Annotated in this window: 14 protein-coding genes; 1 reads left to right on the forward strand and 13 read right to left on the reverse strand. The window is 70.8% G+C overall.

Annotation, left to right across the window (positions count from 1 at the left end):
- Positions 1-648 carry a GPP34 family phosphoprotein gene (locus DOE79_RS12395; RefSeq protein WP_120338752.1) on the forward strand — a complete coding sequence of 216 codons (648 nt, stop codon included), beginning with the start codon at positions 1-3 and terminating at the stop codon, positions 646-648.
- A 104-nt stretch (positions 649-752) separates the two neighbouring features.
- Here DOE79_RS12395 and DOE79_RS12400 read toward each other — a convergent pair whose 3' ends face one another.
- The 13 genes from DOE79_RS12400 to DOE79_RS12460 all read right to left on the reverse strand — a co-directional run bounded on the left by DOE79_RS12400 (position 753) and on the right by DOE79_RS12460 (position 12,725).
- Positions 753-1,559: a class I SAM-dependent methyltransferase gene (locus tag DOE79_RS12400; protein WP_120338753.1), complete on the reverse strand. Its 807-nt coding sequence runs from the start codon at positions 1,557-1,559 to the stop codon at positions 753-755.
- Positions 1,556-2,362, reverse strand: a complete 807-nt coding sequence (locus DOE79_RS12405) for an ABC transporter ATP-binding protein (RefSeq protein WP_120338754.1) — start codon at positions 2,360-2,362, stop codon at positions 1,556-1,558. The genes DOE79_RS12400 and DOE79_RS12405 overlap by 4 nt, the downstream gene beginning before the upstream one ends.
- Complete coding sequence (locus DOE79_RS12410) at positions 2,359-3,369, reverse strand: ABC transporter substrate-binding protein (protein WP_120338755.1); 1,011 nt, start codon at positions 3,367-3,369, stop codon at positions 2,359-2,361. The genes DOE79_RS12405 and DOE79_RS12410 overlap by 4 nt, the downstream gene beginning before the upstream one ends.
- 91 nt (positions 3,370-3,460) lie before the next feature.
- The gene (locus DOE79_RS12415; RefSeq protein ID WP_120338756.1) at positions 3,461-4,612 is read right to left on the reverse strand and encodes a FecCD family ABC transporter permease; all 1,152 of its coding nucleotides are present in this window, start codon (positions 4,610-4,612) and stop codon (positions 3,461-3,463) included.
- 217 nt (positions 4,613-4,829) lie between these two features.
- On the reverse strand, positions 4,830-5,069 hold the full coding sequence (locus tag DOE79_RS12420; protein ID WP_162942734.1) for a hypothetical protein: 240 nt from the start codon (positions 5,067-5,069) through the stop codon (positions 4,830-4,832).
- 81 nt (positions 5,070-5,150) lie between these two features.
- The gene (locus DOE79_RS12425; RefSeq protein ID WP_162942735.1) at positions 5,151-5,822 is read right to left on the reverse strand and encodes an HAD-IA family hydrolase; all 672 of its coding nucleotides are present in this window, start codon (positions 5,820-5,822) and stop codon (positions 5,151-5,153) included.
- Complete coding sequence (locus DOE79_RS12430; RefSeq protein ID WP_120338759.1) at positions 5,812-6,879, reverse strand: ABC transporter ATP-binding protein; 1,068 nt, start codon at positions 6,877-6,879, stop codon at positions 5,812-5,814. Before DOE79_RS12430 ends, DOE79_RS12425 begins: the two co-directional genes overlap by 11 nt.
- Positions 6,876-7,697, reverse strand: a complete 822-nt coding sequence (locus DOE79_RS12435; RefSeq protein WP_120338760.1) for a carbohydrate ABC transporter permease — start codon at positions 7,695-7,697, stop codon at positions 6,876-6,878. Before DOE79_RS12435 ends, DOE79_RS12430 begins: the two co-directional genes overlap by 4 nt.
- Positions 7,684-8,625: a carbohydrate ABC transporter permease gene (locus tag DOE79_RS12440; RefSeq protein ID WP_120338761.1), complete on the reverse strand. Its 942-nt coding sequence runs from the start codon at positions 8,623-8,625 to the stop codon at positions 7,684-7,686. Before DOE79_RS12440 ends, DOE79_RS12435 begins: the two co-directional genes overlap by 14 nt.
- A complete protein-coding gene (locus DOE79_RS12445; protein ID WP_120338762.1) occupies positions 8,622-9,974 on the reverse strand; it encodes an ABC transporter substrate-binding protein in 1,353 nt (450 codons plus the stop codon). Before DOE79_RS12445 ends, DOE79_RS12440 begins: the two co-directional genes overlap by 4 nt.
- Positions 9,971-10,807 (reverse strand): MBL fold metallo-hydrolase, encoded by an 837-nt coding sequence (locus DOE79_RS12450; protein ID WP_120338763.1) that lies wholly within the window; start codon positions 10,805-10,807, stop codon positions 9,971-9,973. Before DOE79_RS12450 ends, DOE79_RS12445 begins: the two co-directional genes overlap by 4 nt.
- A gap of 127 nt (positions 10,808-10,934) precedes the next feature.
- Positions 10,935-11,834, reverse strand: coding sequence for a LysR family transcriptional regulator (locus tag DOE79_RS12455; RefSeq protein WP_120338764.1), 900 nt, complete (start codon positions 11,832-11,834; stop codon positions 10,935-10,937).
- 114 nt (positions 11,835-11,948) lie between these two features.
- Entirely contained in the window at positions 11,949-12,725 is a 777-nt protein-coding gene (locus DOE79_RS12460; protein WP_120338765.1) for an SDR family oxidoreductase, read from the reverse strand.
- Between the last annotated feature and the right edge of the window lie 45 nt (positions 12,726-12,770).

The following is a 12,770-nucleotide window of genomic DNA, read 5'->3' on the forward strand; positions in this document are numbered from 1 at the left end:
GTGCCCAACTGCGACCTGAATACGCGTTCCGATGTAACGACCACAACGCTGAGCCTGCCCGAGGAACTGCAGCTGGCGCTGCCGCCCCTCACCGGACACCTTCGCTTCGGAGCGATGGACCTCGCCGTCGCCGCGATCATCGACCTCGCCCTGCGCGGCCGGCTCGTGGCCAAGAAGTCCCGCTTCGGCCAGCCCTCCAGCGCCACCCTCACCGTTGCGGATGCCTCGCCGACCGGCAACCTGCCGCTCGACGCTGTGCTGGAGGCGTTTGTGGCCCGCGGGAAGCCGTGGAAGGTGTACTTCGCCGTGACCGACCTGTGGGCATCCGTCTCGGAGGCGACCACCGCCAGCCTGGTCGACCGGGGTGCGCTCAGCGCCCACGGCACCCCGCGCGGCCGCGGCGGTCACCTCGAGCCCGTCGATGTGTACCTGCGGGAAGAAGCCATGGCACGCCTGGAGCGGGAACCGTCGCCGGACGACCCGAGGGCGGCCATGCTGCTCGACATCCGCCGGCACTCGGCCTGGGGCTGGAGCCCGAAGGACGGGCTGCGCAGGCCGCCGGTGCTCGGCGACTACCCGGAGAACGTGGCCATCACCGCCCGGGGCGCCCTGAGCGCGCTGTACATCGCCACCGGCTCCGCCGTCTGAGGCTTCGCCGACCAAGGCCGTCCGCCGACTAAGACTGTCCGACGGCCAAATCGCACCGATGACGTGTCCGCACCGGGGTGCGGGCCGCGCCGGCGAACTCGGCGCTACCGCACCGCGTAGAGCACGTGATCGTCGAGGTACTGCCACACCGTGCCGGTCTGGCGGAATCCCGCGCTGCGGAGCGCCTGCAGGTGCAGGCCGAGCGTCGCCTTGGGCGGCGCCTCGTGCAACTCCGCGCCCCACACGCCGGCGCGACGCTCCATCGCCCCGGCATACCGGGGCGTCTCGGCGACCGCCCGCCACCACTCGTCCCAGGTGTCCACGGCGCCGGTGAACGTCTCCCGCTGCATGGCCTCGTCGTCGGCCAGGGCGATGCCCGCGAGCACGCTCTCGTGCCCGGCGTCATAGGAAAGGTGGTCGCCGTTCAACACGATCCCACCCGGCCGCACGAGCGTGGCCAGGCGCCGGTAGACGTCCACCAGGGTGCCCGGCTGCAGCCAGTGCAGAGCCGTGGACGAGACCACGGCGTCGAACGGGGCGGCGGCGATGAGCGGATGTTCCGCCCAGCCTCCATCGGCGAGGTCCACCTCGGCTACCTCGAACCGGCCGGTCCCGGCGGCGAGGTCGGCGGCGATGGCGAGCAGCGCGGGGTCCTTGTCGGCCACGACCGCGCGTGCGCCGGGCACCCGGGCGAGCACCTCGATCGCGAGGGAGCCGGGACCGCCGGCGAGGTCGAGGATGCGCGGCTCGGCGACGTCGGCGCAGACCCCGGCGACGACCCGGGCGATGGTGTCGAAGCGCTCGGCGCGGTGCCGGATGTAGCCGGTCTGCTGGGCGTTCCAGCGGTCAGCGAGGGCGCGGGCGTCGGCCAGCGTGCGCGCATCCGTCTGGTGAGTGGTGGTGTCGGTCATGGGAGCAGGATCCTTTCGGGAACGGGAGACGCCTGCGCGGGCGCGGGCGGGAGGGAGAAGGAGAAGTGCGGGTGGCCGTCCGGGTCGGCGACCACGCGCGTGTGCACGTCGTAGACGGTGTCGAGCAGCTCGGGCCGGAGCGCCTCGGCGGGTGGCCCGGCGCTCACGACGTGCCCGGCGGCCAGCACCACGACGTGGTCGCAGGTGCGGGCGGCCAGCTCGAGGTCGTGCAACACGATCACCACGGTGGGCGCGATGCGGCGCAGGAGCCCGACGATCTCGAGCCGGTGCCGCACGTCGAGGTGGTTGGTGGGCTCATCCAGCAGCACGTGGTCGGCGCCGTGCGCGAGCGCCCGGGCCAGGGCCACGCGCTGCAGCTCGCCGCCGGAGAGGGTGGCGAGGCTGTCGGCGGCGCGGTGGGTGAGCCCCACCGCGTCGAGGGCCGAGGCCACGGTGTCATCGAAGCTTGCGCCGAGGGCGCGCAGCACCCCGCGGGCCGCGAGGCCGCCCAGGGCGACCTCGTCGGCGACGCAGAGCGAGGGGTCGGGGTCGAGCCGCTGGCCGACCACGGCGATGCGCTGCGCGATCCAGCGGCGTGAACGATGCCTCAGGTCGTGGCCGTCGACGCTGACGCTGCCGGCGGCCAGCGGGGTGGCGCGCAGCAGGGCCCGCAGCAGCGTGGTCTTGCCGCTGCCGTTCGGCCCGACGATGCCCGTGACGGCGCCGGTGGGCGCCTCGACGGTGACATCGTCGAGCAGCCGCCGGCCGCCGGCCGTGACGCTCAGGCCCTGCGTGCGGATCATGCCAGTGTGGCCAGCAGGGCGCTCAGCTGGGCGGGTCCGGCGATCGAGAGCATGCTGGGCGGGTCGGTGTAGGGGAACTGCAGCGCCACCACCCGGTTGTTCTGCACCGCGCCGAGCCCGGCGACTCCGGGCGCGCTGAGGAAGGCGTCGATGGTCTCCTGCGGGTCGCCGCTGGAGTAGAGCAGCACGATCGTGCCCGGGTCACGGGCGATGATGTCTTCGATGTTGGCGTCGAAGACCCGCTCGGTGGAGTCGGCGTACACGTTCGTGAGCCCGGCCGCGGCGAATACCGGCGTCACCATGCTCGGCCCGCCGTAGGGCGAGAGCACGCTGCCGCCCGACGAGACGTAGAGGGCCGCCGCGGTGCCGGCATCCGGTGCGTCCGTCTCGACGCCTGCCTTGCCGGATGCGATGACCTGGTCGGCCAGGTCGGCTTCGCCCAGCAGGGCGCCGAGGGTGGTGATCTCGCTGAAGACCCGGTCGAAGGTGGCCGGTTCGCTGAGCTCGGCGCCGGGGTTGGCGCAGTAGGCGGTGGGTGTGTAGAGCGCGATGCCGGCCGCGGCCAGGGCGGTGCGGTCCACGGCGTTCTCCGGCGCGATGACCAGGTCGGGCTCGGCGCCGAGGATGCCCTCGAGCGACACGACCGAGCCGCCGGTGGCGTTCTTCTCGGTGGAGAGGGTGCTCAGGCCGGCCAGGGTGTCGTAGGTGGCATCGGCGTAGAGCCCGGGCTGCAGCGCGGAGGTCACAGCGACGACCCGGTCGACGGCCTGGAGCGCCTCGAGGTTGGGCAGCGCGTCGTTGTTGACGAGCACGATGCGTTCGGCCGCGGAATCGAGGGTGATCTCGCTGCCGCAGTTCTCCACGGTGGCGGGAAACGCCGCGGCGCTCGCCGAGCCGGCGGAGCCAGTGCCGGTGGTGGGCGTGGTCGAGCAGGCGGCCAGGCCGGCCAGGGTGGCGGCGCTGAGCATCAGCGCCATCAGGGTGCGTGCGGGAGGTACGTGTTTCATCGGGTTCTTTCTGGGTGGGGGAAGCGGGAACGGTGGGGCGGGGCAGGCGAGGCAGAAGTGGGTCGGGCTATGCAGACGAGAGCGGGGCAGGTCAGGCGCCGGCCCCCGGCGCCGAACGGCGCAGGAGCAGCAGGAGGATGGGGGCGCCGATGATGCCGGTTATCACGCCCACCGGGATCTCCTGCGGGGCGAAGGCGGTGCGGGCCACGGTGTCGGCGGCCACGAGCAGCATCGCGCCCAGCAGCGCTGCCACCGGCAGCACCAGCCGGTGCCGGCCGCCCACCAGCCGGCGAGCCAGGTGCGGCACGACGAGTCCGATGAATCCGACGCCGCCCACCCCGGCGACGATCACGCCGACCATGGCCGAGACGCCCACCATGAGCCAGATACGGGCGCGCTCAGGGTCGATGCCGGCGGAGCGGGCCGAGTCGTCGCCGGAGGCGAGCGCATCCGTGAGCGGGGCGATGAGGATGAGCACCGCCAGACCGAGCACGGCGGCACCGGTGGCGGCGGCCAGGGCCACGGGCTGCACGGCCGCGAGGGAGCCGAGCAACCAGAACAGCACCGAGCGGGCAGCCTCGGGGGAGTCGCTGGAGAAGACCAGGAAGCTGGTGGCCGCGTTCAGCGCGTAGCCGACCGCGAGGCCGGCGAGCACCAGGCGGAGCGGCCCACGCCGGTTGGCTGCTCCGGCGAGCAGCAGCACCAGCAGCACTGCGCCGATCGCGCCGGCCAGGGCGGCACCGGAGAACAACAGTGCGCTGCCGCCGCCCACGGTGAGCACGATGAGCGCGACCCCGGTGGAGGCGCCCGAGTTGAGGCCGAGCAGGTACGGGTCGGCCAGGCTGTTGCGCACCAGGGCCTGCAGCATGGCGCCGGCCGCGGCGAGCACGGCACCCGCAACGACGGCCATGGCCACCCGCGGCGCGCGGGCCAGCCAGACGATCTGTTCCACCGAGTCCGGCCAGGCGCCGTGCCCGGTGCCGAGCAGTCGGTCGCCCAGGATCGCGGCCACCGTGGCCGGGTGGATGGCGACCGGCCCGATGGCCAGGGCGGCCAGGACCACCGCGGCGAGGGCCACACCGAGACCGGCGAGCATCCAGCTACCGCGCCGGCGGGACCGCCGGATTGTGGCGACCACGTGGTCATGGGCGCTGGGGTGCGCGGGGTCCTGGGGGCCGGTGCCGATCGGCGTGCCCGTGGCGCCGATGGCGGCGCTGACGCGCGGCGGAGTGCTGATGCTCATGCGAACCGTCTCTATTGATAACAGTTCTCATTAATAGCAGGTCGGCGGATGCGCGCGAAATCGAGCGCGGTCTCGTGCCCCCGAAGGGCGCGGGGTTGCTGAGGGGAATCAGCAGGAATGCAGGAATGCAGGCGCACGGACGCCGCACGCGCCGACGGAGGGCATGGCAAAGCCGGGCCCGCACGGGCCCGCACGGGCCCGGCAGGTCAAGTGCCTGTTACTGCTGGGAGAACTTGTTGGGCTTGAGCCCGGCAATGCGGTGCGCGTGCTCGCGGAGGACCTCGTCGGTCATCTCGTGGCCGCCGTCGGCGAGACGTTCGCGCAGCGCATCCAGAACCTCGGCCTCATCGTGGCCGGCCAGGTCGGCCTCGTGCTGCACCAGGATGCCCGCCACCATGTCGTCACCGCTGAAGGTGTGCTGGTCCTGAATCGGTTCGTCCTGGGTGTCGCCGCTCATGCTGTCCTCCATTGGAACTCGTCTGCCCATTCTGCCCCACGATGGGGGTCATCGTCACCAACGACCCTCACCGCGTCGACCTCACTGCGTCGGCATCAGTGCGCGCAGGGTGGCGATGGTGTGCTCCGTCGAGACGTGGTGGATGCCCGTCCAGCCGTGGGCATCTGCCGCCTTGCAGTTCGTGATGATGTCGTCGATGAGCACCACCCGGCCGGCGATCGGGTGCAGCTGGAGGTCGGCGTGCGCGAAGATCCGCGGATCGGGCTTCGCGAGCCCGATCTCGTGCGACCGCACGACGGCGTCGAAGACCTCGACGCCGGCCAGCATCCGCGCCCGGTGCGGTTCCCACTCGGCGACGCTGTTGGTGAGCATCCCGATGCGCACGCCGGCGCCGCGCAGCCGGTTCAGTTCGGCGAGGAGTTCGGTGTTCACCGGGCGATTGAGGTACCAGTACTCGTCCCATCGGCCGAGGTCCACCCGGCTCGCCACATCCATCGGCAGGGCGGCTTCGACGCGGGCCCCCCATTCCGCCTGGCTGATCAGACCGAGTTCCAGCGGGCCCAGTCCGGTGACGCCGAGGTCTTGGGCGACCTGCGCCGCCGCATCCATCAGCACGCTCCAGGTCACGCCGCTGGCATCGACGATGTGCCCGACGGCCTCATCGAGGTGGGGCGTGAGCACACCGCCGAAGTCGCACCAGACGATGTCGAGGGTGGTGCGGTCGGACGTGGAGGGGGAGAGTTCAACTGGCATGACGGCGGTGTCCGTTCGAATCGAAGTGGTGCAGACGGGAGGCGGGAATGATGGCGTGCATGGGCTCGCCCGGGCGAAGCCAGGAGTCGCCCTCGTGTTGGGTGATGGTGAAGCTGCGCTCGTCGTTGCGCACCAGCACCTGCTGGCCGTCCCCGGTGAATTCGCAGAGCTCGGTGGTGCCGGAGACCACCAGATCGCCGGATGCCGGCACGGCCGCCGGATGGCGCACATCGGGCAGCACCGTGGCGTCGGTGGCACGCCAGCCGACGCGGCCGTCGCCGGTCTGCTCCGGTTGCAGGTTCATGGCGGGGGAGCCGACGAAGGTGGCGACGAACTCCGTCGCCGGACGGTGGAAGAGCTCTTCGGCCGTACCGGACTGCGCCACCCGGCCGGCGTCCATGACCACCAGGTGGGTGGCCATCGAGAGCGCCTCGTGCTGGTCGTGGGTGACGAGCACCAGGGTTGCGCCGATCTCGCGGTGCAGCCGCAGGATCTCGGCGCGTGCGCTGGCGCGCAGCTGGGAATCGAGCGCAGAGAGCGGTTCGTCCAGAAGCAGCACCTGAGGCCGGCGGATGATCGCCCGGCCCAGTGCCACCCGCTGCCGCTGCCCACCGCTGAGCTGGGCGGGCTTGCGCTCGAGCAGGGCGTCGAGCCCGAGCAAGCCGGCGACGTCGGCCACGCGGCGGGTGATCTCGGCCTTGGACGGTCCGTTGCGGCGGTCATGCCGGGCCTGCAGCCGCAGGCCGAACGACAGGTTCGCGGCGACGGACATGTGCGGGTACAGGGCGTAGTCCTGGAAGACCATGGCCACGTCGCGGTCGCCGGCGCGCTGGTCGGTCAGGGGAGCGCCGCCGAGGAGCAGGCCGCCGGTGCTCGCGGTCTCCAGCCCGGACAGCACCCGCAGCAGGGTGGACTTGCCGCAGCCCGACGGGCCGACGATGACAGTGAGCGAGCCGGCGGGAATGTGCAGGTCGATGGCGTCGAGCGCGGTCGCACTGCCGTAGGTCTTGGTGAGGCCGACGAGCTGGATGTCGCCGGCGAGAGTGCTAAGGGTCATTTGAGTCCCGACTGGAGGAAGGCGTCCGTGATCCGCCGCGACGCGACGAGATAGACGATGAGGATGGGCAGGCTGGTGAGGGTGGCGGCCGCGAGCAGGCCGCCGAAGTTGGTGCCTTCCGCGGTCTCGAATTGCCGCAGCCCGATCTGCACGGTGGTGTCGATCTGGCGGGGCGCCACGAGCAACGGCCAGAGGTATTCGTTCCAGGTCGTGATGAACACCAGGATGCTGACCGCGGCGATTGCCGGACGGAGCGCCGGCAGGACGATGCTCCACAGCACCTCGAGGGGACGAGCGCCGTCGAGTCTGGCCGCGTTCAGCAGGGAGCCGGGCAGCCCGTCCACGTGCTGCAGGAGAAGGAGCACGGCCAGGGCGGATGAGCCCAGTTGCGGCACGATCAGGCCCACGTCGGTGTTCAACCAGCCCAGCTTCGCCGTCATGAGGAACTGCGGAATGATCAGCGCCTGTGGCGGGATGGCGAGCGAGATCGTGAGCAGGGTGAGCACCAGATTGCGGTACCGCGGTGCGAAGTAGGCCAGGGCGAACGCCCCGAGAATGGCGATGAGAACCTGGCCGATCACCACCCCGGCCGCCATCACGAAGGTGTTGCCGAGCAGCAGCCCCACCGGCCAGGCCGTGAGGGCGTGAACGTAATGGTCGAGGGTGGGCTGGGCCGAGAACGGGGTCAGGGAGTAGATGTCGTTGGCCGGTTTGAACGAGGTGAGGATGCCCCAGAGCACCGGGAAGGTCATCATCAGGATCACCCCGATGAGCACGACGTGCCAGGCGACGGAACGCGTACGGTCAGCGGTTGGCACTGGATCTCCTCAGGTTCGATCGAGTCAGCAGTACCCAGCCGAGGCTGGCGAGGGCGAAGAACAGCAGCACGATGGCTGCCGCGGCCGACGCCATCCCGGTCTCGAAGAATTCGAACCCGAGGGTGTAGATGCGGTAGTAGACGTTGTCGGTGACGCCGTCGGGCCCGCCCTGGGTGAGCACGGAGACATTGGTGAAGACCCATTGGCCGGCCAGCACGATGCTGAGCACCCCGAGCAGCAGGGTGGTCTTGTGCAGCTGCGGGATCACGATGAACCGCGTCGTCTCCCAGGCACTGGCGGATTCGAGCCGCGCGGCCTGCAGGGTGCGCCGGTCCAGCGTGGAGAGGGCGGCGCTGTAGAGCAGCATGTTGAAGGCGGTGACCTTGGCGGCGGTCACCAGCACGATCACGATGAGGGCGCTCGCCGGGTTGCCCAGCCAGTTCATCGGCGGCAGCCCGATGACCCCGATGACCTCGTTGGCCAGGCCCTGCAGCGGATTGAGCAGGAACCGCCAGGACACGGCCACCGCAACCGGAGCGACCATGACCGGCAGGAAGAGCAGCGAACGATAGACGGTGCTGGTCCGGCCGGGTCGCTGCCAGAGCATGATCGCCAGGAACATCGGCACGATGGTGGAGAACGGCAGGAGGGCCGCCGCGTAGAGCATGGTCTGGCCCGCCGCCTGCCCGAACTCGGGCTCGCGGAGCAGGCGGGCGTAGTTCTCCAGGCCTACGAACCCGCCGGGAGCTCCCGTCAGGTTCCACTCCAGGAACGACAGGACGCCGGTGAACAGCGCCGGTCCGTACACCCAGGCGAACAGCAGCACCAGCAGGGGGGTGAGGTACGGCCAGGCCCGGCCGGCCCGCGGCCCACGGCCCCGGCTGCTGTCAGCGACAGCAGCCGGGGCAGCGGTGAGCACTACCGTCACGGAGCGCCGACGAGATCGCGGATGCGGTCGGCCACCTCGGTGAGCGTGCTCTTCACGTCGGCGTCGCGCAACACGATGGGGGAGACCGCGTTGTCCTGGAACAGCACGGTGGCCTGGTTGGCCTTGGCGGACGGGAAGGACAGGTACGGCGCCAGCGTGGCCAGCTGGTCGAGGGCGGGTACCAGCAGCTTGTTCTCGGCGAAGTAGCCGGCCAGGTACTCGGGGTCCTCGGCGAGGTCCGCGCGCAAGGGGAGGTAGCCGATCTTCTCGGTGATCATCGTGTAGCCCTCCTTGCTGGTGAGGAACTTCACGAACTCCCAGGCGGCCTGCTGCTTGGCCTCGTCGTCGCTGAGCACAACCAGGCTCGCGCCGGAGTGGGTGGGGCGGGCCTCCTCGTCGGAGAAGGTGGGGAAGGCACTCGTGCGCAGCTCGAAGTTGCCCTCGGCCGCGGCGCTGATGTTTCCGAGCACCGCGGTGGTCATCACGAGCATGCCGAGGTCGCCGGACGAGAACGCGGCGACAGCATCGTCCACGGCGACGGCGGGCTGCAGTCCCTGCGTGGTGAGGTCCTGAACCGCGGTGAGGCCGGCGATGGCCTCGGGGGAATCCAGGGTGATGTCGCCGCCCTCGTTCACGATCGCACCGCCTGCGCTGTTGATGACCGACTGGGTGAGGTAGTCGGACTTGCCGCTGTCGACGGCGCCGAAGTAGACGCCGTAGTGGCCCGCGGCCGTGATGGCCTCGGCGGCCGCGGCCACCTCGTCGATGCTCGTGGGCGGGGACTCGGGGTCGAGCCCGGCGGCCGTGAAGAGATCGGCGTTATAGAACACCGTGGGAATCGACACCGTGTACGGCAGGGCGTGTGCGGTTCCGTCGCGTTCGCCGGTCTGGATCAGAGCCTGGTTGATGCCCTCGGCGTGGTCGGTCCACTCGTCGCCGGCGATGTCTTCGATCGACTGGATCGGCAGGGTCTCCAGCGCCTCGGCGAGCTTGCTGTAGCCCAGCTGCACCACGTCCGGCGCGATGCCGGCCGCCACGGCGGTCTTGGTCTTGGTGAGCACATCCGCCACCGGAACCGCCTCGGGGACCACGGTGATGTTGGGGTGCTGTTCGGCGAACGCGTCGAGCAGGGCCTGGGTGCCCTCTCCGGCCGCGCCTGCGGTGCCGTAGTTGTAGGAACTGAAGGTGATGGTGATGTCTTCGGCGGGGCCGGCCTCGGCGGCGGCGGCGCATCCGGTGACGGTCAACACCGAGCCGACCGCGAGCAGGGCGGCGAGCCGGCGACGAGCAGGGTGTGACGACAGTGCTGAGGACGACAGCGCTGAGCGGGACGGGCGGAACACGTTCATGCGGAAACCTTCTTCTGGGTGGCGGCGACGGTGAGGGGGATGGTGGGCTGGGCGATGGACACCGGGCCGGCGAAGATCCGGGCGGCCCGGTCGCGGTGCCAGGCGTGGTCGGCGGCGTCGGTGCTGCTGAAGTGAGTGAGCACGAGCTCCGCCACTCCGGCGGCGCGCGCGGCGTCCGCGGCCTCGGTGGCGGTGAGGTGGCCGTGGCCGCTCCGGTCGGTTTCGCGCAGCGTGCTCTCGCTGAGCAGGGTGCCGGCGCCCTCTGCCAGCGCGGGAAGCGCATCCGTGACGCCAGTGTCGCCGGTGTAGACGAGGCTGTCGTCGCCGGCCCCGATGCGGATGCCGCAGTTGGGCGAGACGTGCTGCAGCAGCTCGAAGCGCAGTGCCAGGTCGTTGACGGTGTGCGTCTCGCCCGGCTCGTACTCGTGCACGTCGAAGGCCAGGTCGAAGGAGCGGTCCAGCAGCGGATGCGTCGTCACCGGGAACAGCTGGGCCAGGGTGACGAGTGCCTTGAGAGCGCCGCGCGGCACGAACAGCGGCACGGCGGCGACGGCCTCGTTGACCGCGAGCTCGCCGGTGCGCTCGTCGCGGTGCAGGCGCCGGCCGAGCAGCATCTTGCCCAGCGGCAGCAGGTCGTAGATGTGGTCGCTGTGCTGGTGGCTGATGAAGACCGCGTCGAGCGGCCGGTCATCGAGGTAGCGGCTGAGCGTGAGCGCGGTGCCGGGTCCGGCATCCAGCAGCAGCGACGAAGCGGAGGTCTGCACGAGATAGCCGGAGCTGCCCTGGCCGGAGCTGGGCATCCCCGCGAGGACGCCGAGTGGGGTGAGTTGCATGGGTCACTTTCGTTGGCGGCCGCAGGAGAGCGGGCCGGTCGTGCACCATCGTGTCTGCTGCGGCGACGGGCATCAACGACCAGAATCCGAACGTTCGATTGCTCTGAACAATCGATGAAAGTGGGCACTATCGGGCAAAACGCAGCGTCTCGGCAAGCTCGACGAGGCTCTCGATGACAGAGTTCACCGAGGGTTCACGATTCAGTCCGTTCCATGCCACGTGGATCTCCACGACGGGTTCGACCGGGGTGAGACGCAGGATGTGCAGCCCGTTGGCTTTGCTCTGCTCCGCCCGCGGCAGCGAGCTGAAGCCGATGCTGTCGGTGGTCTCCACCTCGAGCTGGTAGCTGGCGTGATCGGTGCTGGAGTTGGCGGCCCGCAGCGGCACGCCCTGGGCTCGCGCCGCCGCCAGAATCGATCCCTCGACGATCGGGCTGGCCGACACGATCCCGGTCAGGTAGGGGAAACGGGCGATCTGTTCGAAGCTGACCTCATCGGTGCCGGCAAGCGGATGCCCCGCACGCACCAGCGCGACAACGGGCACGCTGAGCAGGTACCTGCTCGTGATGCCCGGCTCGGTGAGCGGGCCGTAGACCAGGCCCAGATCGAGGTCGCCGCGGGCCAGGGCGTGCAGCTGCGCTGGGGAGCCCATCTCCCGCAGGATTGTGGTGGTGTCGGGCTCGCGCTTGCGCAGGTCCTCAAGGAGCGGCAGAAGCAGCAGCCGGCTGGCCGGGTAGTTGGTGGCGATTCGCAGGGCGCCGCCCCGCCCCGCGGCCTGTTGGGCCAGCGCCACGGCCCGGTCGGCCGCGGCGAAGACCCGGTCGAGCTCGGCCAGGAACACCGATCCGGCCGGGGTCAGCTGCACGCTCCGGGAACTGCGATGCACAAGAAGGACGCCGACGTCGCCTTCCAGCTTCTGCAGCATCTGGCTCACCGACGGTTGGGCGAGGAAGAGCCGCTGCGCGGCTCGGCCGAAGTGCAACTCCTCGGCGATGACGCGAAAGACTTCCAGGTGGCGAAATTCCATGACACCGACGAGTGAACTGCGTGGACGTGAACGCCCGGTGTCCTGTTGGGGTCAGCGGGTCGGGTGCGCCGGGCCATGGCTCACGAGACCGTGCAGCTCACCAGACCGTGCAGCTCACCAGACCGTGTCGGAGCGGGTCAGCGCGTCGTAGCCGCCGTCGATGAAGACGATCTGGCCGGTCACGTGGGAGTTGCCCTCGCCGAGCAGCCAGCAGAGGAGATCGGCCACCTTCTCCGGCTCCACCGGCCCGTTCAACGGCATCGGCACCATCTCCAGCAGGGCGGCGACGGACTCCGGCGTGGCCATCAGGTCGCGCGTCATCGGCGTGATCACCACGCCGGGGCCCACTCCGTTCAGTGCGATCCCGGCGCCGGCCCAGTCCGCTGTCGGGGCCGTGCGGCGCAGCCAGCGGGAGAGGGCCTGCTTGGAGGACGCGTAGATCTGATGGGCCTCCGCGCCCGCGGCCAGCGCTTCGGCCCGCGCCAGAGCGCCGGCTTCGTCGCCGGCCAGCATCAGCTCCACCAGGGCGGTGTCGGCCGGCTGCAGCGAGGAGATCGACGAGACGGCAACCGCCCGCGGCGCAGGGGACGTGGCGAGAAGCGGCCGGGCGCCCGCGAGGGTGCCGATGGCGCCGAAGTAGTTCACCGCAGCGGTGGCCGCGATGGGGGCGGCGAGGCCGGCGATCGCCGCGACGCCGTCGAGGGTGCCGCCGCTCAGCTCGCCGGCCCGGGCGATGAGTTCCTCCCGGCCCACGGCGGTGGACAGGTCGACCTGGATATCGGCGTCGTGGAGGTCGGCGCCGATGACGCGGTCACCCTGGCTGCGGAGGCGTTCAGCGGTGGCCTGGCCGATGCCGGAAGCGGCGCCGGTGACGAGATAGGTGCGGGACATGGGGGCTCCTTGGGCTCTCCCGCTCAGGATGCTCGCCGGGGGCGG

Source organism: Cryobacterium soli, assembly GCF_003611035.1.
GTDB lineage: Bacteria > Actinomycetota > Actinomycetes > Actinomycetales > Microbacteriaceae > Cryobacterium > Cryobacterium soli.